General features: G+C 30.3%; 24 protein-coding genes. 16 read left to right on the forward strand and 8 right to left on the reverse strand.

Translation table 11 applies throughout. The annotated features are described in order from the left end of the window. Nucleotides 1-4 precede the first annotated feature (4 nt). Nucleotides 5-874 (forward strand): Cof-type HAD-IIB family hydrolase, encoded by an 870-nt coding sequence (locus tag L1S46_RS01855; RefSeq protein WP_238898996.1) that lies wholly within the window; start codon nucleotides 5-7, stop codon nucleotides 872-874. Nucleotides 875-1,285: 411 nt separating this feature from the next. Continuing rightward, nucleotides 1,286-2,731, forward strand: a complete 1,446-nt coding sequence (locus L1S46_RS01860) for a DEAD/DEAH box helicase (protein WP_238898997.1) — start codon at nucleotides 1,286-1,288, stop codon at nucleotides 2,729-2,731. 220 nt (nucleotides 2,732-2,951) lie between these two features. Here the strand turns inward: L1S46_RS01860 and L1S46_RS01865 are convergent, their stop codons facing one another. From L1S46_RS01865 to L1S46_RS01875, 3 genes are all read right to left on the reverse strand, one after another. Continuing rightward, nucleotides 2,952-3,131, reverse strand: coding sequence for a hypothetical protein (locus tag L1S46_RS01865; protein WP_017210666.1), 180 nt, complete (start codon nucleotides 3,129-3,131; stop codon nucleotides 2,952-2,954). Nucleotides 3,132-3,488: 357 nt separating this feature from the next. Then, entirely contained in the window at nucleotides 3,489-4,232 is a 744-nt protein-coding gene (locus tag L1S46_RS01870; protein WP_238898998.1) for an NADPH-dependent oxidoreductase, read from the reverse strand. Between the two features lie 30 nt (nucleotides 4,233-4,262). Beyond that, nucleotides 4,263-5,012 carry an MBL fold metallo-hydrolase gene (locus L1S46_RS01875; RefSeq protein WP_238898999.1) on the reverse strand — a complete coding sequence of 250 codons (750 nt, stop codon included), beginning with the start codon at nucleotides 5,010-5,012 and terminating at the stop codon, nucleotides 4,263-4,265. 319 nt (nucleotides 5,013-5,331) lie between these two features. Here L1S46_RS01875 and L1S46_RS01880 point away from each other — a divergent pair, with 319 nt between their 5' ends. After that, nucleotides 5,332-6,006, forward strand: coding sequence for an NAD(P)/FAD-dependent oxidoreductase (locus L1S46_RS01880; protein ID WP_012058982.1), 675 nt, complete (start codon nucleotides 5,332-5,334; stop codon nucleotides 6,004-6,006). A gap of 104 nt (nucleotides 6,007-6,110) precedes the next feature. Here L1S46_RS01880 and L1S46_RS01885 read toward each other — a convergent pair whose 3' ends face one another. Continuing rightward, a complete protein-coding gene (locus tag L1S46_RS01885) occupies nucleotides 6,111-6,515 on the reverse strand; it encodes a (deoxy)nucleoside triphosphate pyrophosphohydrolase (RefSeq protein WP_238899001.1) in 405 nt (134 codons plus the stop codon). Between the two features lie 293 nt (nucleotides 6,516-6,808). Between L1S46_RS01885 and L1S46_RS01890 the strand changes: the two genes are divergently transcribed. Further along, on the forward strand, nucleotides 6,809-7,897 hold the full coding sequence (locus tag L1S46_RS01890; RefSeq protein ID WP_238899002.1) for a leucine-rich repeat domain-containing protein: 1,089 nt from the start codon (nucleotides 6,809-6,811) through the stop codon (nucleotides 7,895-7,897). Nucleotides 7,898-8,108: 211 nt separating this feature from the next. Here L1S46_RS01890 and L1S46_RS01895 read toward each other — a convergent pair whose 3' ends face one another. The 4 genes from L1S46_RS01895 to L1S46_RS01910 all read right to left on the reverse strand — a co-directional run bounded on the left by L1S46_RS01895 (nucleotide 8,109) and on the right by L1S46_RS01910 (nucleotide 13,455). Then, the gene (locus L1S46_RS01895; protein WP_017210660.1) at nucleotides 8,109-9,038 is read right to left on the reverse strand and encodes a metallophosphoesterase; all 930 of its coding nucleotides are present in this window, start codon (nucleotides 9,036-9,038) and stop codon (nucleotides 8,109-8,111) included. Between the two features lie 103 nt (nucleotides 9,039-9,141). After that, nucleotides 9,142-10,881: an ATP-binding cassette domain-containing protein gene (locus tag L1S46_RS01900; protein WP_238899004.1), complete on the reverse strand. Its 1,740-nt coding sequence runs from the start codon at nucleotides 10,879-10,881 to the stop codon at nucleotides 9,142-9,144. 473 nt (nucleotides 10,882-11,354) lie between these two features. Next, nucleotides 11,355-12,338, reverse strand: a complete 984-nt coding sequence (locus L1S46_RS01905) for a methyl-accepting chemotaxis protein (RefSeq protein ID WP_238899006.1) — start codon at nucleotides 12,336-12,338, stop codon at nucleotides 11,355-11,357. Between the two features lie 16 nt (nucleotides 12,339-12,354). Next, nucleotides 12,355-13,455, reverse strand: coding sequence for an FIST N-terminal domain-containing protein (locus tag L1S46_RS01910; protein WP_238899008.1), 1,101 nt, complete (start codon nucleotides 13,453-13,455; stop codon nucleotides 12,355-12,357). Nucleotides 13,456-14,275: 820 nt separating this feature from the next. Between L1S46_RS01910 and L1S46_RS01915 the strand changes: the two genes are divergently transcribed. The 12 genes from L1S46_RS01915 (at nucleotide 14,276) to alr (ending at nucleotide 25,155) form a co-directional block, all read left to right on the forward strand. Beyond that, nucleotides 14,276-15,457 (forward strand): ABC transporter substrate-binding protein, encoded by a 1,182-nt coding sequence (locus tag L1S46_RS01915; RefSeq protein ID WP_238899010.1) that lies wholly within the window; start codon nucleotides 14,276-14,278, stop codon nucleotides 15,455-15,457. Between the two features lie 103 nt (nucleotides 15,458-15,560). Continuing rightward, a complete protein-coding gene (locus tag L1S46_RS01920; protein ID WP_017210653.1) occupies nucleotides 15,561-16,445 on the forward strand; it encodes a branched-chain amino acid ABC transporter permease in 885 nt (294 codons plus the stop codon). Nucleotides 16,446-16,454: 9 nt separating this feature from the next. Then, nucleotides 16,455-17,501, forward strand: coding sequence for a branched-chain amino acid ABC transporter permease (locus L1S46_RS01925; protein WP_238899012.1), 1,047 nt, complete (start codon nucleotides 16,455-16,457; stop codon nucleotides 17,499-17,501). Between the two features lies 1 nt (nucleotide 17,502). Further along, the gene (locus L1S46_RS01930; protein WP_012058972.1) at nucleotides 17,503-18,273 is read left to right on the forward strand and encodes an ABC transporter ATP-binding protein; all 771 of its coding nucleotides are present in this window, start codon (nucleotides 17,503-17,505) and stop codon (nucleotides 18,271-18,273) included. Between the two features lies 1 nt (nucleotide 18,274). After that, nucleotides 18,275-18,979, forward strand: a complete 705-nt coding sequence (locus tag L1S46_RS01935) for an ABC transporter ATP-binding protein (RefSeq protein ID WP_012058971.1) — start codon at nucleotides 18,275-18,277, stop codon at nucleotides 18,977-18,979. An 85-nt stretch (nucleotides 18,980-19,064) separates the two neighbouring features. Further along, the gene (locus L1S46_RS01940; protein WP_238899014.1) at nucleotides 19,065-19,688 is read left to right on the forward strand and encodes a cytidylate kinase-like family protein; all 624 of its coding nucleotides are present in this window, start codon (nucleotides 19,065-19,067) and stop codon (nucleotides 19,686-19,688) included. Nucleotides 19,689-19,702: 14 nt separating this feature from the next. Continuing rightward, nucleotides 19,703-20,158: an Lrp/AsnC family transcriptional regulator gene (locus tag L1S46_RS01945; protein WP_236897882.1), complete on the forward strand. Its 456-nt coding sequence runs from the start codon at nucleotides 19,703-19,705 to the stop codon at nucleotides 20,156-20,158. Between the two features lie 253 nt (nucleotides 20,159-20,411). After that, complete coding sequence (locus L1S46_RS01950; protein ID WP_012058968.1) at nucleotides 20,412-21,260, forward strand: D-amino acid aminotransferase; 849 nt, start codon at nucleotides 20,412-20,414, stop codon at nucleotides 21,258-21,260. 10 nt (nucleotides 21,261-21,270) lie between these two features. Beyond that, nucleotides 21,271-22,344 (forward strand): DUF4392 domain-containing protein, encoded by a 1,074-nt coding sequence (locus tag L1S46_RS01955; protein ID WP_238899016.1) that lies wholly within the window; start codon nucleotides 21,271-21,273, stop codon nucleotides 22,342-22,344. Nucleotides 22,345-22,409: 65 nt separating this feature from the next. Beyond that, nucleotides 22,410-23,198, forward strand: a complete 789-nt coding sequence (locus L1S46_RS01960; RefSeq protein WP_238899018.1) for a putative hydro-lyase — start codon at nucleotides 22,410-22,412, stop codon at nucleotides 23,196-23,198. A gap of 36 nt (nucleotides 23,199-23,234) precedes the next feature. Then, the gene (locus L1S46_RS01965; RefSeq protein ID WP_238899020.1) at nucleotides 23,235-24,002 is read left to right on the forward strand and encodes a 5-oxoprolinase subunit PxpA; all 768 of its coding nucleotides are present in this window, start codon (nucleotides 23,235-23,237) and stop codon (nucleotides 24,000-24,002) included. 22 nt (nucleotides 24,003-24,024) lie between these two features. Continuing rightward, nucleotides 24,025-25,155 (forward strand): alanine racemase, encoded by a 1,131-nt coding sequence (gene alr, locus L1S46_RS01970; RefSeq protein ID WP_077853930.1) that lies wholly within the window; start codon nucleotides 24,025-24,027, stop codon nucleotides 25,153-25,155. Nucleotides 25,156-25,168: the final 13 nt, after the last annotated feature.

The raw sequence follows: 25,168 nt of genomic DNA on the forward strand, positions 1-25,168 counted from the left end.
ATAAATGATTAAGTTAATAGCAGCAGATATGGATGGAACATTGATTGGGAAAAATCACGATATACCAAAAGAAAATATAGAAGCAATTAAGGCTGCACAAAAAAATGGAATTAAGTTTGCAATTGCTACAGGAAGAGCGTATTGTGATGTGGATCCGTTTATACATAAATATGACTTACAATGTGATTGTGTTGTATTAAATGGAGCAGAATATAGAGATATTAATGGAGATATAGTTGAACATACTTATATGGAAAAAAAACGAGCAATAGAAATTTTAGAGGTAATGAAATGTACAGATCTGGCTATAGAAATATACACAGATGATGGATTTTATACAACAAATACAAAAGAAGAAACTTTAGCTGGAATGGTAAAAAGATCTCTTACATTCCATCCAGAATTAAAAGATGAAGAAGAGATATTAAAATATGCTAAGAATAATCTGCATTTTAAAAATATGCAATATATTACTGATATGAATGAATTTTTAAATAGACATAATAATATAGCAAAGTTTGTATCTTTTGCGCAATCAGAAGAAATTATAAATAAGCTTCGTAAAAAGATGGAGGCATTAGAAGGACTAGCTGTATCAGCAAGTTTTGGAACTAACATTGAAGTAAATCATATGGATGCTGAGAAGGGAAAAATTCTTGCAAAAGTAGCACAAAAATTGAATATAAAAAAAGATGAGGTAGTAGTACTTGGAGATGGCTTAAATGATTATTCTATGTTTACAGAATTTGAAAATTCTTTTGCAATGGGTAATGCAGTTGATGAAATAAAAGAAGTAGCTAAATATATTACAGATACAAATGTAAATTTTGGAGTAGCTAAAGCAATATATCGAATATTAAACGGGGAATTATAAAAATATTAAATTCTAAAATTAGAAGGATTAAGTATTGAAGAAGTAGCTAAAATAAGAGTAAAGAATTAATTTTTTATAAAGAATGGGTAGATAAGATTATTTCAAAATAATAGCAACTTCAGCATGATATATCTCAGAAGTGCCCAGGAGAGAACAAAAACTCCGCTAAATGTTGACATACGCCCTTTATAGTAGACAGTTGAAATAATAAAACTATCTACTATAAATGGGGTATTTTTATGTAAAGAAAAGGAAGTTGTTCATTAATTGCAAATGAAATACATGGGTATGATATAATAAAAATGATAGTATGCATATTGTTATATGGATTGTGATGATAAAGAGAAAATATGGGATAAAAATGTATGTTTGTAACAATAATAGTAAGAGATATAGAAAAGAGATGATCAAATGATAAAAGCAAATTTTAATGATTATAAGTTAAGCAGTGAGTTATTAAAAGCAATTAGCATGTTAAACTTCAAGGAGTTAACAAAAGTTCAGGAACAGGTTATACCGATTGCGTTAGAAGAAAAGGATATAGTAGTAAAGTCTAAAACTGGAAGTGGTAAGACTGCATCATATGCTATTCCTGTTTGCCAATTAGTGGATTGGGAAGAAAATAAACCTCAAGCATTAGTGCTTACACCAACAAGAGAACTTGCGATCCAAGTCAAAGAGGATTTTTTTAATATAGGTAGATTTAAAAGAATTAAAGCAGCTGCAATTTATGGGAAGTCACCTTTCTATGATCAAGAAAAGGAACTTAAGCAAAAGACACATATAGTAGTTGGGACACCTGGTCGTATTATAGATCATATAGAAAAAGGTACATTTGATCTATCAAAGATAAAGTATCTTATAATAGATGAAGCTGATGAAATGCTTAATATGGGATTTGTAGAGCAAATGGAAACAATAATAAAAAGCTTATCAAAAGAACGTGTGACCATGTTATTGTCAGCCACAATGCCAAAAGATATAGAGACTTTATGCAATAAATATATGAAAGATCCTATACATATTGAAATAGAGGAGCAAAACAAAGCTGCAGATAATATATGTCAAGAAAGATATAACGTAAATGAATCACATAAAATAGATCTCTTAAGAGATATAACTATATTAGAAAATCCAGATAGTTGTATGATATTCTGCAATACAAAACAAAAGGTAGATGAAGTTTATAAAGAATTGGCAAAGCTCCAGTATGATTGCAGAAAAATACATGGTGGAATGGAACAAAGTGATAGATTAAGAGTAATGAATAATTTTAAGCTGGGTTATTTTAGATATTTAATAGCCACAGATGTTGCAGCTAGAGGGATAGATATAGATAATATCACCCATGTAATTAATTATGATATACCAGAAGACAAGGAAAGTTATGTTCATAGGATAGGAAGAACTGGACGTGCAGGCAAGATGGGTAGAGCAATTACTTTTGTAACACAAAATGAAAGTAAGTTTTTAAATGATATACATGAATATATCGGAAAAGAGATTCTTTTGAAGGAAAGACCTAAAGTGGAAACTGTAAATAATCTTAAAGAAGAATTTGCTTTAAAAATGAATACAAGACCTGAAATTAAAGAAACAAAAGGTGCGAAGCTAAGTAAAGAGATTATGAAATTACATATTAATGCAGGTAAGAAAACAAAGATGAGGGCGGTAGATATTGTAGGCACGCTTTGTAATATTGAAGGTATGACAAAAGACGATATAGGAATAATCAATATAGTTGATATATCTACCTTTGTAGAAATATTAAATAATAAAGGAGAGTGGGTGTTCCAGCAGTTACAAAAAACACCTATCAAAGGCAGGCTTCGTACCGTAAGTAAAGTTGATATATAAGAATAAACAAGGTATTCTTATGAATTTGAAAATAACATTTTACCTGATGACGTTTTAATGTTGTGAGAGCGAGTAGTTCTTATGAAGAGGTAATAAAGAAGTCTATTTTTCTATTTCTAAGATAAAAACCCCCGACATCTGTCGGGGGTTATATGTAGTTTCCATACCTAATATTTTAAGTGTAATAGTTTTCATTCGCTTGAATTTACTTATACTACAGTTAAATTATATTTTTAGATTTTAACTTATTAATGCTTTGCTTAACTAGATCAATTGCTTCAGACTTACTCTGTCCTTTATGCTTTATCTCATTATCACCTATTTTTGCAATTGCCTTATATGGGTATTGATTTTCATTATTCTGTATTACGATTATTTCATGATCTCCATATTTCTCCATAAAGCATACCACCTCTATATATTTTTATCTTATTATATCATATTCTAAATATTTTGAATATTCCTTATTTTAAAATTTTTTTAAAAAATACTCAAAACTAAATAAGGAAGAAATATTAAGAATTAAGATTTGAATAAATGGATGATATGGGGTATTAGTTTTAATAACGTAAAACATTAAATTGCAAAAAAACATTAAAGATGCAAAGAGAGTACCAATCATAAGGGGAATATGATTGGTACTCTTTATTTATTAGGGAATATATATGAAAAAAAACTATTATCCTAGCTACAAGCTATTTATAAATCATATGCGTTAAATAAACAGCTAATTTCGAAACACATAATTTATAGAGATTTATTTTTCAGGGGTAAATCCTTGTTTCTTCAGTACATCCTTTACTTTTGGATAATATATATTTTGATAAACGCTTGAAGTTAAAGTACTCCAATTTTTTTCTTTATCATATCTGCCGATGTCTTTTAAGTAAGCTTCCATTTCTTCATCGTAGCTATCAATAGAATTTTCTATAGCTTCTTTGTTATAAGTATCCTTGTGCCTAAAGCTTTCAAAAGGAATTCTTGGCTTAGTGTGTGATTCATCTGAAGGATATCCTATTGCAAGGCCTACAAGTGGGAATGTATATTTAGGCAAATCTAAGAGTTCTATAACTTCTTCGGGATTTTTTCTTATTCCACCAATAGGAACAGTTCCAAGCCCAAGAGATTCAGCTGCAATTATTGCTGCACCTAAAGTAATTCCACTATCTACAGCACCAACTAGAGCACTTTCAATGTCTTCATGTATTATTTGCTTATAACCAGTTTTTTCGCCAGCTAAATAAGTTCTATAAAAATCCATTACGAAAACTAAGAAAACAGGAGCTTTAGCTACATATTCTTGATTTCCAACAAGTTCTGCAAGTTTTTCTTTTTTTGCCTTATCTCTTATAGCTATGACAGTTGTTTGCTGACCATTTATTGAATTAGGCATAGCTTGAGACGCTTTTATTATTTCATCTATGATTTCATCTGAAATATCCTTATCTAAATATTGTCTAATTGATCTATGATTTTTTATATTTTCTATTGTATTATTCATCTTATTCAATCCTTTCAATTTTACGATTTATTACAATTTCATTATAGTCTTATTTTTTAGGGAAGTTACACCTTCTGGAGTATGAGTTGATAAATAAACTGTATCATTTTCTTTTATAAAAGTTCTGACTTTATTTAACGTTTCAATTGCTTGTCCTTTATCTTCAAAGACAACAGATAATTGGTTTTGCCTTAAAGCTTCGTCAGTGTAAGTAACATCACCATGAATCATGTAGTGAATACCGTTATCGTAAACAACAATTAATGAATTTCCAGTAGTATGTCCATAAGCTGGCAGCATATAAATATTTTCACTTATAATTTGGCTTTTATCAAAGTTTTTATACTGTCCATCAGTAAAATTAACTTCAACTAAATTGTCGGCTGCAATATTCATAGCCTCAAGCTCTATTTTTGATATATAAATCTTTGCATGATCAAACATTCTAAGTTCACCGGCATGATCAGGATGTTTATGAGTTAAAACTACTTTACTAACATCTTCTGGAGCATAACCTACATTTTTTAGTGCTTCTTTAAAATTAGCAATTTTTTCACCAATATATAAGGCTTGATCAGGTTTATCCTCAAAATCAGGAGTCTCAACTGGTAAACCTGTGTCTACTAGAATAACCTCTTTCCCAGTATCTATTAAATAATTTTGCAGGCTTGCAGGGTAATCTTTGTTTATATTAATTTTTTCTTTTTCAAGTGATCCTCCAAATGCAAAAGATTCTTTCATTCTTCCATTTTTATAAAATTCCAATGCTAAAATTCTCATAATCTATTCCTCCGATATAATTAATCTTTATACAGTGTTCGACATGACTAAATTATATTTAATAAAATTAAATTTGTCAATCGGTATTTTGGTTTAAATAATTTAAAGCACGAACTTAAAGTACATAAATATTGGCATCTAATGAATAGAATTTAATTTAAATATATACCATATATTGTATATTCTCTATATGTTCAGAATATTTCGAATATCATGTTTTAGCTAGAGGTTGGATTATAAATATGATACAATAACTAATAGAAATTATTATATAACATTAATACTTTATTTTGAGAATTAGAATTAGGAGAGATACGCGATGAAAACTGATTTATTAGAAAAAGGAGCAATATTACAAAGGGATAAGGAAACATATGCAATTGCTCCACATTTAACTGCTGGACTTGTAACTCCAGAGATTTTAAGAAATATTGCAGATGTAGCTGAAAAATATAATGCAGCAGCTATTAAAGTTACAGGAGCTCAAAGAATTGCATTAGTTGGATTAAAAGAAGAAGATTTAGATAACGCTTGGGATGATCTAGGGATGGACCCAGGTGCAGCAGTAGGTCTATGTGTAAGAAGTATAAAAGTATGTCCAGGAACTACTTTTTGTAAAAGAGGTCTTCAAAATTCAGTGGCAGTTGGTTCAAAATTGGACAGCTTATATCATGGAAAAGAATTACCTAATAAATTAAAAATGGGAGTAAGTGGTTGCCCTCATAGCTGTGCAGATAGTGCATTTAAGGATATAGGATTAATAGGAAGCGGAAAAGGATGGATGTTCTATGTTGGCGGAAAAGGTGGAGCAAGACCAAGAATAGCAGATAGAATAGCACTTTCTGTATCAGAAGAAAAAGTATATGATTTAATAGAAAAAGTTATTGAAGTATATAGAGAAAATGCAACTAACAGAGAAAGATTAGGCGATTACATAGATAGAGTAGGATTAGATGAGTTCAAAGAACAAATAAATCTTAATAGTTATCTATAAAGTGAAAATTTTAATACAGGGCTTTATCTGAATAGAAAATTTTCAAATTAATGAACAAATCAATTAGTTTAAATTTAATATATCTAATAGTGTAAAAAATCATGCTAAATAATAGCATGATTTTTTATTATTTCAAGCACAGCAGGAATATCTGCAGGAGCCCACTTCAAAGAAAGCAGGCTTTCTGGTTTCAGCCATAATAAAGCTGCATGTTCATTAGCTTTAGGATAGCTAGCTACTAATTCGCAGTTAGTAGTTATCAAATTTACAATAAAATCATCGTATTCATGCCTATTTTCATTATGTATATTAATATATCGCACTTTACAATTTAATTCTTCAAAGATTTCTCTTTCAATAGCTTCTTTTGGAGTTTCGTTAGCCTCTATTTTACCACCTGGGAACTCCCAAAGATTTGGCGATTTCATAATAGGAGAGCGTAGAGCGCATAATATTTCTTCGTTCTCATTTTTTATAATTGCAGCTACAACATTAATAGTTTTTTTCATCATAACACCTCAAAAAATATTTTATAGTATATGGATTGTATTTTCAAATAAACTTATAAAATTTAAACATTCTTTTAAATAAACCTTGTTAAAAATGAGCATTTTTCAAAGTTTTAATTAAATATTTTTAAAAAGGAACAAATGTTTAAATAAAACTGTTTACCTTTTTTAAAAGTTAAGAAGATACAAATGAAAAAAGTTAACAATAAACAACATTATGGAATATTATTAATAATTATGTTAAAATACAATAAAATGGCATTTTATAACTTTAGGAAAAATAGGGGGATAATATGAAAAAATTGAAATTAACAAAAGTAATTGCTAGTGCTTTGGTAGTAGCTTCTGTATTAATGTTAAATCCAATAGGTGCAAATGCAGAATGGAAGCAAGATAAAAAAGGCTGGTGGTATTCAGAAGGAAATTCATGGGCTACAGGCTGGAGAGTAATTGATGGAAGTTTATATTATTTTGATACAAAAGGCTATATGTTAGGTAGTACGCCAAATGAGTTTGGGGATAATGTCATTAATAGTAGTGGTCAATTTCAAAATGTCACAATAGAAGGAGCATGGGCTTTTTATAAACAAACTGGTGTAATAATGGCTTATTTAGGTAATGACAGCAATGTTGTAATTCCAGATAAAATTGATAATGTTGCAATAAAAAGTATAGGAAATAAAGCATTTTATCTAAATAAGAATATAACAAATATAACTATTCCAAATGGTATAACAGCCTTAAGAAGATCAGCGTTTTTTGGGTGTACGGGTTTAACAAGCATAAACATTCCTGCTAGTGTACAAAGTATAGATGGATATGCATTATCAGGATGCACAAACTTAAAAAATATATCTGTAGATAGCAACAATATAACTTTTAAGAGCGTTGATGGAGTATTGTATAGCAAAAATGGAACTAAATTGTTAAATTATCCTGTTGGGAAAGTTGACGAAAAATACGCAATTCCAGATGGTGTGACAGATATAGGATGGAATGCATTTTCTGGAGGAGTAAATTTAAAAAGCATAGAAATACCTAGCACTGTAACAAGCATAGGAAGTAGTGCCTTTGATGGATGTAAGAATTTAAGCAGTATAACTATTCCTGATGGAGTTATAGATATAGGAATTGGTACTTTTTATGGATGTACAAACTTAAGCAGTATAAAAATTCCTAATACTGTTATAACAATAGAGCATAGTGCATTTCAAAACTGCATTAACTTAACAAACATAGTTCTTCCTGACAGTATAACTAAAATAGAACAAGGAGCATTTAATGGATGTAAAAATACTTTGTTTAATGTAAAAAGTGAGTCAGTGAAACAACTTTTAATTAAAGCTGGTATAGATTATAATAAAATTGTAGGGAATTCCTAAGATTAAACAGTAAGTAGTAAATTAGTAATTTTATAAGCTGAGATTTTCTTATATATATATAGCAAAAATAATTCTTAATGATAATTTTAAAAATATTGCAAGAATTTTAGCCGCAATTGTGAAATGTGCATTGTGAATCGCAATATATATATTTAGAAAGTCTCAGCTTTAATAAATAATATTTCTTAGAAGAATTTGCTGATATTATAGCTTATTTCATATTTGTTTTATTATTTCTTAGGTCAAATTTTTCAATTTGCTCAGGACCCCTTAATATTTTTCTTTTTATATGAAGAATACCCTCTGAATCAGTTCTGATTTTCCATTCAATAAGCATAATTTTTCCATCTACTATTTCAATTCCTTGGATTCCACTTGCCCTAACACATGATCCATCATTGAAGTAAGGTAATTCCTTGACTTTTGGAAAGTGGGGTCTATGAGTATGTCCGCAGATAATCATGATTTTATTCATTTTAATCCAATGACTATAAATACGCTCGATTTTATGAATCCTTTCAGAACTCTTTACAGGGCTTGCAGGATTTATGAATCCTATTGAGTGAAGAAATTTCCAAAAATATCTTACTGTAAGCATATTAAAGCGCCACAAATTATCATTCATTCTGTCTCCTTGATGACCATGAACAGTTAGTATTTCCTGACCTGTGTTTTTATGTTTAAACACAACTGCCTCATACGGTGTAATCCCAGGAAACAACTCTATTTCTTCTTCGTTATATTCATCATAGAATTTATAATAATTCTTTTCTACATAATTGCTATATTTTAAGTGTACATTGTGATTACCATATAACATAATCAATCTATCAGAATCAAAGAACTTTTTTAATAGAGCATATACTTCATCATGTGCAAGTCTTATATGTTTAAAGTTAGAGTGTTCCCAAAGTTCATCTCCATCGCCAACTTCAACATAAGTATACCCATTATTAAGATAGAATTCTAATGCAAATAAAAAAATATTTTGATTTTTTGCAAATTCATCAGAGGGTGTACCATCACCTCTATGGCAATCACTGAAAAATATGTATTTAGAGTTGTTATCAAAATATTCAATTTTAGCATTCTTATAAGCTTCTGTTAATCGCTTTTCTGCGAGCTTTTTTTCCGCTATCATAGTACACCTCTTTTATGATATTTAAAATTAATTTGATTATATGTAGTTAATCTGCCCTTTTAAAGAAGAATATATGTTAGTGAGATATCATTTTTTATCATGCTTAAAGCAATTTAATCAATGCTTCTAACTCTTCAGATAAGGCTTTTGCACGTTCAAAATCTGTGTTTCTTAGAGATATGGCTATTTTCATTTCTAAGTCTCTTTTCTTTTGTTCAATTTCTAAATAGTCTTTATCAAAGTATTTCGCATAAATCATCTTTCTAAATTTTCTCATATTCATTTTTCTGATTGTTTTATCTTCAATGAGTAAAACATAATCTACGCAATTAATTATAGAATAGTAATCATGAGATATCATTAAAATAGCACCATTATATTTCGAGATGGCTTCTTCAAGGGCCATTTGTGAATATATATCTAAATGGCTTGTTGGCTCATCTAAAAGCAGCATATTTGCTTTGCTTGCAGAAATTTTAGCTAATTGAAGTATATTCTTTTCGCCACCTGATAAATCTTTTATTTTTTGGTTGATTCTTTCTTCCTCAAAGTCATAGTTTGAAATGTAAGTTTCAACATCATCATAAGTTTTAAATCCTGCGTCTAGGAATTCTTCAAGTATTGTATTAGACTCATTTAATATTTCTCCTTGAAGCTGTGATAAATATGCAACTTCAATTTCAGAATCTATTTCAATAGCAGGGTTGTCATTTTTAAAGATATCTCTAAGTAAAGTAGTTTTTCCAGTACCATTTAACCCAACAATAGCTACTTTATCATTAGATTTAATCTCAAAATTAACATTTTCTAAAAGTATTTCATCAAAGCCAGCACTATAATTGTTAACTTTTAAAGCAACTTTTTCTTCAACTTGATTGTTAGTAGTTAAACGGATATAAGGCTGCTTAATTTCAACAAAAGGTCTTTTTATTCTACGAGCTTCTAATCTTTCTAGGAATTTCATTTTACCTTTTAGATACCTTCCAGCAGCAGTTTCCCCTGTAACTTCAGCTCTATCTCTCAGTCTCTTGATTATGCGTTCGTTTCTCTCAATTTCTTCATCATCAGCAACAGACAGTTCTTGAAGCTCGATTTTAGTTTGAAGTAATGTGAAGTTATAGTCTATATAGCTTCCATCAAATTCTTGGAGTTCATGATTTTCTAGATGAATAATTTTATTAAAACAATTATTTAATAGATATCTATTGTGAGTAATAACTAACATCATTCCCTTATGAGAATTTATTAGGTTTTTAAGAGAATTAAGATTTTCAAAGTCTAAAAATACATCAGGTTCATCCATAATCATTAAGTCTGGACTATTAAGCATTTCCCTAATTACTTGGATAAGCTTAAACTCTCCACCACTTAAATCAGATATCTTTGAATCCTTAAGTTTACTTAGGTTTGCAAGATTTAATTTCTTACTAAGAGTGCTTTCAAAATCATCTCCACCAATTACATCAAGAGCATCTAAAGCTTCTTGGTATTTTTCTAGTAAGGCATCAATATCAGAAGAGGTTTCCATTAAGCTACAAATAGAAGTTATCTCATTTTGTAGTTTAATATAATCTTCACATAGATATTCGAAAACTGTTGTTTCTTTTGTGTTATCTACCTCACAGAACTGACTCACATATCCAATCCTGCAATTTGGATCAATCTCTAGAGTACCATCAAACATATAGTTCTCAGGATCCATGATTATATCTATTAGTGTACTTTTTCCACTACCACTAGAACCTATAAAAGCACAATGCTGATCATTTTCTAAAGTAAATGAAATATTATGATATAGATCTTTATTTGGAAATGAGTACGACAAGTTATCAATTTTTATCATTTTATTACCTCGTTTTTCATATGATTAAATTTTATAATCATTTATATTATGTTATATTGTGTGGAATTTTACACTTGATTGTATCACAGATTGGGAAGTTTATAAACATTTGTGAGAGATATATTGTATGATATTCTTTTAAATAAACATTGTTTTAAATAAAACTTTCTTACAATTTAACAAGTTAAGAATTTAAGAAGGTAAAAATAAAAAAAGTTAACAATTTATGAGAAACATAAGGTGGGAAGCATATTAAATGGCTTTGAAGGTACAAATAGCATGAAGCTTGATATTGTTAAATCATTTTTATAAAAGCTGAGATTTGTACCATTAGGAAAATCTCAGCTTTTATATATAATATAAGAAATCACTATTTCTTAGGATTAATATATTTATGTTATGTTGAAATATAACATATGGGATAATAGAATTGTTGATGATATAAATTATATTTTAAGTTAAAGCATATTTAATTACTTTCCATTATCATTAATAGAGTCAGCTAGTAAATTTTCAATCTGCTGCATAAAGTTTATAATATCGCAGATAATAGTTGACCTTGTGCTCATTCTTAAATTTAATGTATCTAATTTATTACCCAAAGAATTAACAATCTCAGTGACAGAGTCAACACCAGTTACTGCACCACTAATCTCAGAGCTTGTACGTTCAATTCCTTTAATTATATGTTGGCTAAACTCTTTGGCTTCAATAGTGCAATCAGTTACTTGTTTGAAATCTTTTTGAACATTTTGAGCATATTCATAGTTATCAGTAATTGCTGTTTTAGAATTTCTAATTTCCTCTCTAAGAGAATCTATGCTTTCATATAATTCTTTAACACTTTTATCAATTCCACTAACTAATTCTGTTGTTGATAAGGATAATTTTCTAATTTCATCTGCTACAACAGAAAAACCTCTACCTGCTTCACCAGCTCTTGCTGCTTCAATAGATGCATTTAAAGCTAGGAGATTTGTATTGCTAGCTATGCCTGTTATACTATTTGACATATTTTGAATGTTTCTAGAGTTATTTTCTAATTCATGAAAAGCCTCTGTAATTGAATCTAGCTGAGTACATGTTCCGTTAATTTTATCTGCCAACGTACCCATTTTATTATCTGCTTGCTTTACTGCACTGTCAGAACGATTCATAACATCATTAATTTTATTAGCATATTGACTAAAATCATTAAAATTAGAATCTATATTGTTAATTACATTTTGTATGGCATTGATTTTTGAATATGTATTGTCGATTTCTTTAATGGATTGAGTCACCCTAACTTCTTCATCCATGAATTCTCCAAATTTCTTTTCCATGTGTAAAATGCCATAGTTAACATATTTATCGTAATTAGACGCTTTTTCTGTGTTTAATTTGTTATTCTGTTCATCTTGAATATTTTCTTCTTCGTTTTGATTTTTATTTTTTCTAAATTTAAACCACTTCATATCGCATTACCTCATTCTATTCAAATACAGCAAGAACCATTGTCTGATTAAAGTGCTGATCTCTAAGCTGTTCTCCATAACCTGCAAAACCTATATAGTTACCTAAAGCATTGCCCATATTTTTAGCAAACTCATTTAAATACCCATCTGTTTCGAAAAGCATTGATCTTGCCAGACAGTTAACCATAATAGCTAATGATGGATTTGGAACTTCTTTTTTCACAGTAGCAATTGTTTCATTAATTACATTCTTATAATCATCAGGCTCTAAGAGAACCATTTTTGAATTATTATATACTTTCGCATGGTATGACATCCCATTATTTTTAGTAACTATTTGGTTTGCTGTAATATACAGATCACTTCCAATAATTCTGCCTAAAGGATAACTATCTAAATATTTAGGAAGATTTTCAACAGTGGTGTTTAATGCTTGTGCCATAACAAGTGCTGCTGGTTTATTATCATATTCATATACTATACGATTTCTTGTATCTACTTTAGTGGCAGTAAAATAATGAGCAGTTTTTTTATAAATATTTTCTCTGTATAATCTGATTTTACCGCTTAAGTTTTTGATGATTACAAAAGCACATGTATTTTGGTATACTATGCCGTTAAAAGAAACCATTGTTTTTTCAGCCTTACCTTTGTCACCAGCAGATCCGCCAAATAGGGGAATCTTATGTTCATCAAGGACTGAATTTAATGTAGATAAAACTAGTTCTTCACAGCTTATTAAAGCAGTAGAAATTTCAAAGCATATGGTATTAGATTTATCACGAAAATTATTAACACATTTAGTAACTCTGTCTATGTATTTAAGAGGATATTTATCTACCTCTTCTAATATATCAGCATAACATTCAATTCCATCCTCAATCCCCATAACCATCAGTGAATTTTTATAAGCCCCATCCATGCAAAAGCCTGCAAATGTTGTGGAACCAATAATAATACTGCTTTGAAATTTTTCTTTAATTTTCTTAGAATATTCTTCAAAAGGTTCAACATTGGAAAAAAATAAAATTAATTTGGGTGCTTTAAGCCCAAGCGTAGCTTCTGATACTGCTTCATTTAAGTCACCTTTTGAACTTTTTCCTACTTTATAATTCATACGTACCACCTTCTATAATAAAGTGCATAACATTACATTTAATAAATTTTTTATTATGCAAAATTACTCAATATATCAATAAATTTGTCTATTTATTGATAATTGTACGTACTGCATAAATAAAAGTCAATGAAAATATTGGATTATTTACATGATCTTAACCTATAGTTTTATAAGTACATCTTTATATTTTTCGGCATAATTCTGAGTATACAAAAAATACTTATAATTTAGATCAAGATTTTTGGAAAAAATGCTAATTTCAAGCGATTCCTTTTTTATCTCAAATACAAGGAAATGTGTTAAAATATAAGAAAGATTATATCAAAGCGGCAGCTTCCTATTGTAATGAATCATAAAGAAAAAATTATCCGGACAATATGGTGAACAAGTACAGTACTAAGGAAAAAGCACTTGATAAACTTATAACAATAATTATACAAAGCGAAAAAAATATTGAATATTAAGAAAAAACTGAAAATATTTTTGAAATTACAATTATTCTCATAATTGTTATTGACAATTGCACAACATACCGTATAATAGATTTATACACAATGGCTGGTGTTAATCACACCAGCTATTTTTTTTACAATAATTTTAACGTTAAAAAATTATCCTACAATAATTCTTGGGAATATATTCAAAATAGAAAAGTAAATATTATTATGCATAATATGGCGTAAACATAAAATAAGATTAAAAATATTAACTATATGACAAAGGTGTCTATAAAATCAAGGAAGATTTTACAGGCGCTTTTTTTGTATAAAACAGGACTAGTGTTAAATAAAAAATTGAAAATTTGGAGGAGATATTTATGATTAAAAAGACATTTTTCAAAAGAATATTAGGGGTAGTAACTGTATTAGCAATGACAGCAACAATGGTTATGGGGTGTAGTGAGACAGCTAAAGTAAGTTCAAATGGGGGAAGTGCAGCTAGTGGAGATACAATTAAGATCGGAGGAGTATTTCCATTAACTGGTGATGTTCCGGCTTTAGGTGCAGCAATGGAAAACGGATCTAAACTTGCAGTAAAAGAAATAAACGATGCTGGTGGCGTTCTTGGTAAAAAGTTAGAGCTTGTTTCAGAAGATGATCAAAATCAAGCAGCAACAGCGCCAAATGCTATTACAAAGTTAATTACACAAGATAAAGTTTCGGCAGTAGTCGGAACATATGCAAGTAAATGTTCAATTCCAATGGCAGCAGTTGCAAAAGATTCAAAAGTAGTTATGATTACTCCGGGGTCAACAAATGAGAAAGTTACTACTGAAGGTGGAGATTATGTATTTAGAGCATGTTTTATAGATCCATTACAAGGTCAAGTTGGTGCAAAATTCGCGTCAGAAGATTTAAAAGCTAAAAAAGTAGCAATGCTTTATGATATTGGTAATGATTATTGTGTAGGTATTTCAAAAGAATTTAAGAAAAACTTTGAAGCGGCAGGGGGGACTGTAGCATATGAAAAAACTTACAATGCAGGAGAAAGTGATTTTAAAGCATTTTTAACTGAAATAAAAGAGTTAAATGTGGATGTAATTTATCTTCCAGATAACTACTCAACTGTTGGATTAATTGCAAAACAAGCAAGAGAAATTGGCATAAAGGCACCATTCTTAGGTAGTGATTCATGGAGTGATCCAGGTCTTGTAAAAGTTGGAGGAGATGCCATTGAAGGATCTTACTTTACAGATCACTTATCGTTAAAATCAGATAATGCATCAATTAAAAAGTTCGTTGAAAATTACAAAAAAGAATATAATGGTGATCCTAGTGCATTCTCAGTACTTAGTTATGATTCAGTATACATTTTAGCAGAAGCAATTAAAAAAGCAGGCAGCACAGATGAAAATGCTATTAAAGATGCAATGGCTAAGTTAGATGCAGATTGTGGAACCACACATTATAAATTTGATGATAAACATAACCCAATTAAGAGTGTAGTTATTAATAAAGTTGTAAACGGACAATTTGAATTTGAAACTGAGGTTAAATAATTCTAAAGAAAATTAAATTTTATTGTTTAGCGGCTATATCAATGGGGTAAGCTGTAATTTAAGTAGACCTAGAGATATAGCCTTTTATAAAGGAGAGGTGTACATGAGTACTTTATTACAACAAATTGTAAATGGTATATGCCTAGGTAGTGTATATGCATTAATAGCTATTGGCTACACTATGGTATATGGAATTATTAAATTAATTAATTTTGCTCACTGTGATATTTATATGGTTGGTGCTTTTTTAGGGTACTTTGCAGCAACTGTATTAGGTCTTGGATTTATTCCATGTTTAATTTTTTCTATGGTTTCATGTGCTGTCTTAGGTATGTTAATTGAAAGAATTGCTTATAAACCACTTAGAAATTCACCTAATGTAACATTGTTAATAACTACAATGGGAATGGAACTTATATTACAAAACTTTGTAAAAGCTGATTTTGTTGCAGGTCCAAATACTAGAAATTTTCCACAAGTAATTCCTTTAATTTCTTATAAAATTGGGGCAATAACAATAAGTAATCTTCAAATAATAGCACTTGCTATTACTATTATATTATGTGTTGCATTACAATACCTTGTAAATAAAACTAGAACAGGTAGAGCAATGAGAGCAACTTCTTATGATAGAGATGCAGCAGCATTAATGGGAATAAATATTAATAGAGTAATTTCTTTAACTTTTGCTTTAGGTTCAGCACTAGCTGCCACAGCTGGTGTACTTGTTGGTATGCTATATCCTAGACTTGAGCCTGCTATGGGTGTTATGCCAGGACTTAAATCTTTCGTAGCTGCTGTTCTTGGGGGCATTGGAATTATACCAGGGGCTATGTTTGGTGGACTTGCAATGGGGCTTATTGAGACTTTATCAAAGGTATATATTAGTTCAGGATTATCAGATGCAATTGCTTTTTCAATTTTAATTATAATTCTTATTGTAAAACCAACAGGTTTATTTGGTAAGAAAAACAATGTGAAGGTGTAGGTGATAAAAATGGCAAATAAGATAAGCAAAAATGAAGATAATCCAAGCTTAAGCTTGGTTAAAACCACATATACGAGATATATGATTACAACAGTTGTCCTTGCCTTAATTTATGTGTTTCTAATGTTTCTTGTAAACCAAGGAATAATTGGTGATTATATACTTAGAATTATGAAACAAATTGGTATTTTTTTAATTGCAGCCTTAGGTCTTAATCTTATATTAGGGTTTACTGGTCAATTTACTATGGGACATGCTGCTTTTATGTCAATAGGAGCATATGGATCTGCAATAATGACTAAAAATTTTAATATGCCCTTTCCAATTGCCTTACTTGTAGGAATCATATTAGCTGGAATTTTAGCAGCGTTAATTGGATATCCAATATTAAGACTTAAAGGGGATTATTTAGCTATTTGTACCTTAGGGTTTGGAGAAATAGTAAAGGTAGTAATTCAAAATGTAGATTATGTTGGTGGTGCTAGAGGGATTTCAGGAATACCAGGAAGCACTTCTTTCTTAATAGTATTAATAGGTGTAGCAATTTGTTATGCAATACTAAAAAATTTAATTCATTCTTCAAAAGGTAGAGCAATTATGGCAATTAGAGAAGATGAAATAGCAGCAGAAGCTATGGGAATAAATTCTACTAAATACAAGATGATTGCATTTATTATAGGTAGCAGTATGGCTGGTCTTGCTGGTGGCTTATATGCACACTTTAATTCTTTTATTGATCCAGCAAGCTTTGCATTTTCAAAGTCAATTGAGTTAATAACTTATGTAGTACTTGGTGGAATGGGAAGTTTATCAGGAACTGTAATTGGAACTTCAATTCTTATTTATTTACCTGAATGTTTAAGAGGACTTAGTGAGGTATTTAAGACATATCGTATTTTAATATATGCTGTTATGCTTGTGCTCATGATGATTTTCCGTCCACAAGGTATTCTTGGAACAAGGGAAATTACAGTAGATAATATAATAAAATTTTTTAAAAAATTCGGGAAAAACTCTACAAAAAATATAGTTCAAAGCGAAAAGGCTGGTGAGTAGTATGTCTTTACTTTCAGTAGAAAAATTAACAATAAAATTTGGTGGTCTTACTGCCGTTTCTGATGTAAATATGGAAATTGGGGAACATCAATTAATTGGTCTTATAGGTCCAAATGGTGCAGGTAAAACAACTCTTTTTAATATGCTTACTGGTGTATATAAACCAACAGAAGGAAAAATACAATTAAATGGTGAACGTATTGATGGAACTAAACCTTATGATATTACATCAAAGCATATTGCTAGAACATTTCAGAATATTAGACTTTTCACTGAATTAACTGTACTTGAAAATGTTATGATTAGTTTTAACTTTCAAGCAAAATCTAGTTTGTTTACATCTATTATTAAGACTCCAGCTCACATTTATGAGGAACAAAAAATGAAGCAAGAGGCTTTAGAAATATTAAAAATTTTTAAATTAGATGATAGTGCAGATGAGCTTGCGAGTAATCTCCCTTATGGTAAACAAAGAAGACTAGAAATAGCTAGAGCATTAGCAGCTAAACCTAAGCTTTTACTTCTTGATGAGCCAGCCGCTGGTATGAATCCTCAAGAAACAGTGGAACTTACTGAACTTATTCGCTGGATAAAAAATGAGTTTAAAATATCTATTTTACTTATCGAACATGATATGAAACTTGTAATGAATGTATGTGAATACATTTATGTACTTTCTTTTGGCGAAATTATTGCTAAAGGAATTCCAAAAGAAATTCAAAAAAATCCACAAGTAATTGAAGCGTATTTAGGAAAGGGGGCGGCACAATAATATGTTAAAAGTAGAAAATATTAATATATCTTATGGTGCAATTCATGCGATTCACGATTTGAGTTTAGAAGTAAATAATGGAGAAATTGTAACTTTAATTGGAGCTAATGGTGCTGGGAAAACTAGTACACTCAGAGCAATTAGCGGTTTAAATCCAATTAAATCTGGTGAAATCACTTATGATGGGAAAATGATTAGCAATATTGGAGCACACAAGATAGTATCTTATGGTCTTAGCCAAGTTCCAGAAGGAAGAAGAGTATTTGGTGATCAGACAATAGAAGAAAATCTTTTATTAGGAGCTTATTTAAGAAAGAGTAAATCTGAAATTAAAGTATCAATGGAAGAGGTATTTACATTGTTTCCAAGAGTAAAGGAAAGAAGGAAGCAGCTTGCAGGAACTATGTCAGGTGGTGAGCAGCAAATGCTTGCAATAGGGAGAGCGTTAATGGCAAAACCTAAATTATTATTGCTTGATGAACCATCAATGGGTCTTGCTCCTATTGTAGTTGAAGAAATATTTGAAATAATAAAAAACATCCGTAAAGCTGGAACAACAATTCTTTTAGTAGAGCAAAATGCAAATGCTGCACTTCAAATAGCTGATAGAGGTTATGTTTTAGAAACAGGTAGTGTTGTATTAGAAGGATTAGCACAAGATTTATTACATGACGATTCTGTTAGAAAAGCATACTTAGGAGAATAAAAGGATGGTCATATGAAATGATAGTGTAAAGTAAGTCATGAAAAAATAAAGGTAATTTACACTATTAAATGAAGGGGGAGGTAATATGGACAGGTTTGTAATTGCAATCACAAGAACTTGTGGAAGTGGTGGAACAACAATTGGTAAAATGCTTTCAAAGGATCTTAAAATTAATATGTATGATAGAGAATTATTACGTTTAGCATCAGATGATAGTGGGATTAATGAATCACTATTTGCAAATGCAGATGAGCATGTTAAAAGTAGTTTACTATATATGGTGTCAAAGAATGTATATGAAGGTGAATTGATTCCACCAGAAAGTAATGATTTTACTTCAAATGATAATTTATTTAATTATCAAGCTAAGATACTGCGGGAATTAGCAGAAAGAGAATCTTATGTTGTAATAGGGCGTTGTGCAGATTATATTTTAAAAGATAATCCCAATGTATTTAAGATTTTTATTCATGCATCTAATGAGTATTGTATTAAACATCAAATGGAAAGTTTGTGTATTTCAGAAAAAGAGGCTGCTAAGCAAATTAGGAAATTGAATAAGTATAGAAGAGGATACTATTATTACCACACGGGAAACAAGTGGGAAAACGTAAAAAATTATGATTTATCTCTTGATACTAGTAAATTAGGAATTGAAAATTGTGTTAGATATATTAAAGAATATATTAAGTTAAGAATGAATTCTTAACTAAGGAGATATTTATGGATAAAATGGATTACAAAATATTAAAGTGTTTGAAATCAAATGCTAGAATTAAAGCAGCCTCTATAAGTAATGAAATTCATTTGTCAGTTTCAGCAGTCCTTGAACGCATACATAAAATGGAGAAAAATAAGGTGATTCAAAATTATACCATTATAGTAGATCAAAAAAAATTAGATAATGATGTGTGTGCCTTAATGGAAGTTAGTCTTGAACATCCAAAGTTCTATGATAAATTTACTTCAGCAATTAAAGGCAATGATAATATTGTTTCGTGTTATTATTTAACCGGAGATTATGATTTTATGCTTAAAATAATTTGTCAATCATCTGATCATCTTGAGAAAATTCATCGTGCAATAAAAAGCATAGAAGGAGTATCAGCAACTAAAACCCATTTTGTTTTAAAAAATATAAAAAATACATTTAGTGTAATACCAGAGGTAGAAGAGTAAATAGGCATATTAAAAATTTGAGGTTTATAACTGAATTTTTTGAAATATAAGAAAAAATTTTGGTTAAGTAGTAAATAACAATAAAATTAACTGGAATTTTAAAAAATATTGAAAAATATTTCTGCGGGATATACTATATGAATATAGTATTAGTTTCAAAGAAAAACCAGATATACTTTAGACGAAGAAGTCAAATTCAAAGGTCTAAAATATGTCTGGTTTTTTATTTTAAGAATTTTAGGAGGAAAATACAATGGAGAATTTAGGTTATTATAATGGAAAGTTTGGATTATTAGAGGAAATGACAGTGCCAATGCTTGATCGTGTTTGCTATTTTGGAGATGGAGTTTATGATGCTACTTATAGCAGAAATCACAAGATTTTTGCATTGGAGGAGCATATTGAAAGATTTTACAACAGCGCTGGTTTATTAGGAATTAAAATTCCTTATTCAAAGGAGCAAGTAAAAGAAATCCTTAAGGAGATGGTATTAAAGGTTGATTCAGGAGAACAATTTGTATATTGGCAAATTACTAGAGGAACTGGAATGAGAAATCATGCTTTTCCTGGAGATGAGGTCCCTGCAAATCTATGGATTATGTTAAAGCCTTTAAATATTAAGGATATGTCACAAAAATTAAAGTTAATCACTTTAGAAGACACTAGATTTTTACACTGTAATATCAAAACCTTAAATTTATTACCAAGTGTAATTGCATCTCAAAAAACTGAGGAGGCGGGATGTCAGGAAGCTGTATTCCATAGAGGGGATAGAGTAACTGAATGTGCACATAGCAATGTATCAATTATTAAGGATGGTATATTAAAAACTGCTCCAACAGACAATTTAATTTTACCAGGTATAGCAAGAGCTCACCTTATTAAAATGTGTAAATCCTTTAATATTCCTGTAGATGAAACAGCATTTACCTTGAAGGAATTAATGGAGGCAGATGAAGTTATAGTTACTAGTTCAGGTCAATTTTGTATGGCAACTAGTGAAATTGATGGAATACCTGTAGGTGGAAAAGCACCAGAGCTTGTAAAGAAATTACAAGATGCATTGTTAAATGAGTTCTTAGAAGAAACAAAAACAGAATAGGAGGGAGAATATGAATCAACAAGAATTGACAATATTTAATTTGGGAGAGAATTTAGATAATTTAATGAATTTAGACCCTAGGGGATATGGTGTATGCCGCATTTTATATTCTGCAGCAAGAGAGTATACAAAAGAGCCTTTAACTACAAATGCAGCAAAAAAATTGGTGAACACCTTAAAAGATGGCGACTTAGTCTATATAATGACTGGTTTTGTATTACTTCCATTTAAAAAGGCTGAGATGGATGGAATTGTTAGCTCTATGATATTAGCTAGAGCTTTAGTTAAAGCTTTTAATGTAAAACCTGTAATAATATGTCCTGAAGATAATATGGAGGCTGTAAAAAATTTAGCGCAAGTAATAGGAGTTCACTTATATGATAGCATAGAGGAATTAAAAGAATATCCTATATCTATTGCAGCTATACCATTTACAAAGGATGAAAATGTAGCTGCCAAGCAGGCTGATGAAATTATAGCTAAGGGATTACCAAGCGCTGTTATTAGCATTGAGTGTCCAGGGGCAAATTCAATTGGTGTTTATCATAATGCAGTAGGATTAAATGTAACCGAATTAGAGGCGAAACAAGATATTTTATTTACTAAATTACAGGGCAAGGGTGTTCTTAATATAGCAATAGGAGATCTTGGAAATGAAATTGGTATGGGAACTATTAGTGAACATTTAGAAGAGTATATTCCATATGCGGCTGAAGGAAAATGTAATTGTGGCTGTAATGGTGGAATTGCAGTAGCAACAAAGGCAGATAATCTTATTACTGCTACAGTTTCTGACTGGGGCTGTTATGGATTGATTGCTGCAATTGCATATTTAAAAAAAGATCTAGAAATATTACACACAAAAGAGCTACAAGAAGAAGCAATGGTAGTAGCCTCAAGAAGTGGAATGATAGATATGTATGGATGGCTAGTACCTGCTATAGATGGTTTTGGATTATCAATGAATCTTTCAATAGTTAATTTGATGAGAGAATGTGTATCTTATTCTATTAAATTAGAAGATACCTGTGCTACTTGGTTTGATAAAGTTATTGAATTAGGTTTTTATGAAAATGTTGTGTAGCAGCTGCCCACATGGAATGATTTGCAAGTAGTGATATAGGAATAATTATTAGGAAGGGGATAATTATGGATTATTCTAAGATGAAACCAAGTGAAGTTCGAAATTTAATACGTGAAGGCAAAATTACAGGACCAACTTCAGGAATGTGTGCAGGATATGCACAAGCTAATTTGGTTATCTTGCCAAAGGAGTTAGCATATGATTTCTTATTATTTAGTCAAAGAAATCCCAAAGCTTGTCCTATATTAGAAGTTAGTGATGTGGGAAGCAGGAGTTTAAGATATATTGCAGAAGATGCAGATATAGCTAAGGATATACCTAAATATAGAGTTTATGAAGATGGAATATTAACTGGTGAATATACTAGTGTTGAGCATTTATGGAGAGACGATTTTGTGAGCTTTTTAATAGGTTGTAGCTTTTCATTTGAATCAGAGCTTTTAGAGGCTGGAGTACCTGTAAGGCATATAGAAGAAAACTGTAACGTGCCAATGTTTATAACCAATATAGAGTGTGAACCAGCGGGGATCTTTAATGGAAAAATGGTTGTAAGCATGAGACCTATTCCCTATGATCAAATTGTTAAATCAGTAATGGTCACTGGAGCAATGCCAAAGGTTCATGGAACACCAATTCATATAGGAGAACCTTCTGTTATTGGAATTTCAGACATTAGCAAGCCCGATTTTGGAGATAGTGTTAAAATAAAAGAAGGAGAAGTTCCAGTATTTTGGCCTTGTGGTGTGACACCACAATCTGTGGTTATGAATGTTAAACCTAAAATAGTGATTACACATTCTCCTGGCCATATGCTTATAACGGATACTAAAAATATAGACATTAAATTCAGTTAAGAGGCTTAACTCATAACTGATCAAACGGGGGTAATTATGTATAAAGTAGATTTAAATTGTGATTTAGGAGAAAGCTTTGGAAGCTATAAACTTGGTTTGGATGAAGAAGTGATTTCATATATATCTTCTGCTAACATAGCCTGTGGATTCCATGCAGCAGATCCGCTTGTAATGGACTATACAGTAAAACTAGCTAAGGCAGCTGGCGTTAGCATTGGTGCTCATCCTGGCTTTCCTGATTTAGTGGGCTTTGGAAGAAGAAATATGAATGTATCTCCAAAAGAAGCTAAAGCTATGGTGCAATATCAAATTGGTGCTTTAGATTCTTTTTGTAGAGCCCAAGGAATTAAAATGCAGCATGTAAAACCACATGGGGCTTTATATAATATGGCGGGAAAAGATTTAAAACTTGCTGAAGCTATTTGTGAAGGTATATATGAAGTGAATCCTGAACTGATTTTACTTGCATTATCTGGAAGTGAAATGATAAATGCTGCACAAAATATTGGATTAAAAGTAGCAAGAGAGGCTTTTGCTGATCGTGCTTATGAAGAAGATGGATCTTTAGTTGCGAGGACTAAAGAAGGAGCGATGATTGAAGATGAAGAAGTTGCTATTAAAAGAGTTATTAAGATGATAAAAGAAAATAAGGTTACAGCTATTACTGGTAAAGATATACCAATTAAAGTGGATTCTATATGTGTCCATGGAGATGGAGCTAAGGCATTGGAATTTGTAAAAAAAATTAAGCTTAGCCTTGAAGAAGAAAATATAGAAATCATTCCACTACACAAAATATATTAATATATAATAAAGAAGGCTTTTTATGGGAGAATATTTTAGAACTTATGCAAAAATAGATTTAGAGGCTATTTTGCATAATATAAATGAAGCAAAAAAACGAATAGAAAAAAATGTGAAGATTATGGCAATAATTAAGGCTGATGGATATGGACATGGCGCTGCTGCCCTAGGTAATTTTCTTAAAAGTGAAGTGGATTATTATGGTGTAGCTACTTTAGAGGAAGCTCTAGAGTTACGTAAATCTGGAATAGAATTACCTATATTAATTCTCGGATATACCTCACCTAGTCAATATATAGAAGTAGTCAAAAATAATATTACCCAAACTGTGTATAATACTGAAATGGCTAAGGAAATGTCAAAGGCAGGAGCAATATGCAAAAAAGAAGCAAAAGTTCATATTGCTCTAGATACTGGTATGACTAGAATAGGTTTTGATGCAAATGAAGATGGAATAGCAGAAGTTCAGGAGATTTTAACTTTTTCAAATTTAGTAGTTGAAGGTTTGTTTACTCATTTTGCTACAGCAGATGAAGCTGATAAAAGTTATAGTAAATTGCAAATAAGCAAATATGATAAATTTGTAGCTTTACTAGAAGAAAGAGATATAAATATTCCTATTAAGCATATGTGTAATAGTGCTGGAATTATGGAATTTGATCATCATCGATTTGATATGGTGAGGTCTGGAATAATTACTTATGGATTATATCCATCTGAAGAAGTTAATAAAAATGCTATTACATTAAAACCAGCGCTTCAATGGAAAACCCATGTGATAAATGTAAATATAGTTGATGCAGGTCATGGAGTAAGTTATGGGAAAACCTATATTACAAAAAATGAAACAAAGATAGCAACTCTTTCTGTAGGATATGCTGATGGATATCCTAGAGCTCTTTCTTCAAAGGGAAGAGTATTGATACATGGTAAATATGCACCAATTATAGGAAGGATTTGCATGGATCAAATGATGGTGGATGTTACACATATAGATAATGTGAAGATTGAAGATGAAGTGACTTTAGTTGGGAAAGATGGAGAAAATATTATTTATGTTGAGGAATTAGCTAATATGGCTGGAAGCTTTAATTATGAGTTTGTCTGCGGTATAGGGAAAAGAGTTCAAAGACTTTACAGAGAATTAGCTTAAATATTATATAGGG

Origin of the sequence: Clostridium sp. YIM B02500, assembly GCF_022324665.1 — a bacterium.
Taxonomy (GTDB): Bacteria; Bacillota; Clostridia; order Clostridiales; family Clostridiaceae; genus Clostridium; species Clostridium beijerinckii.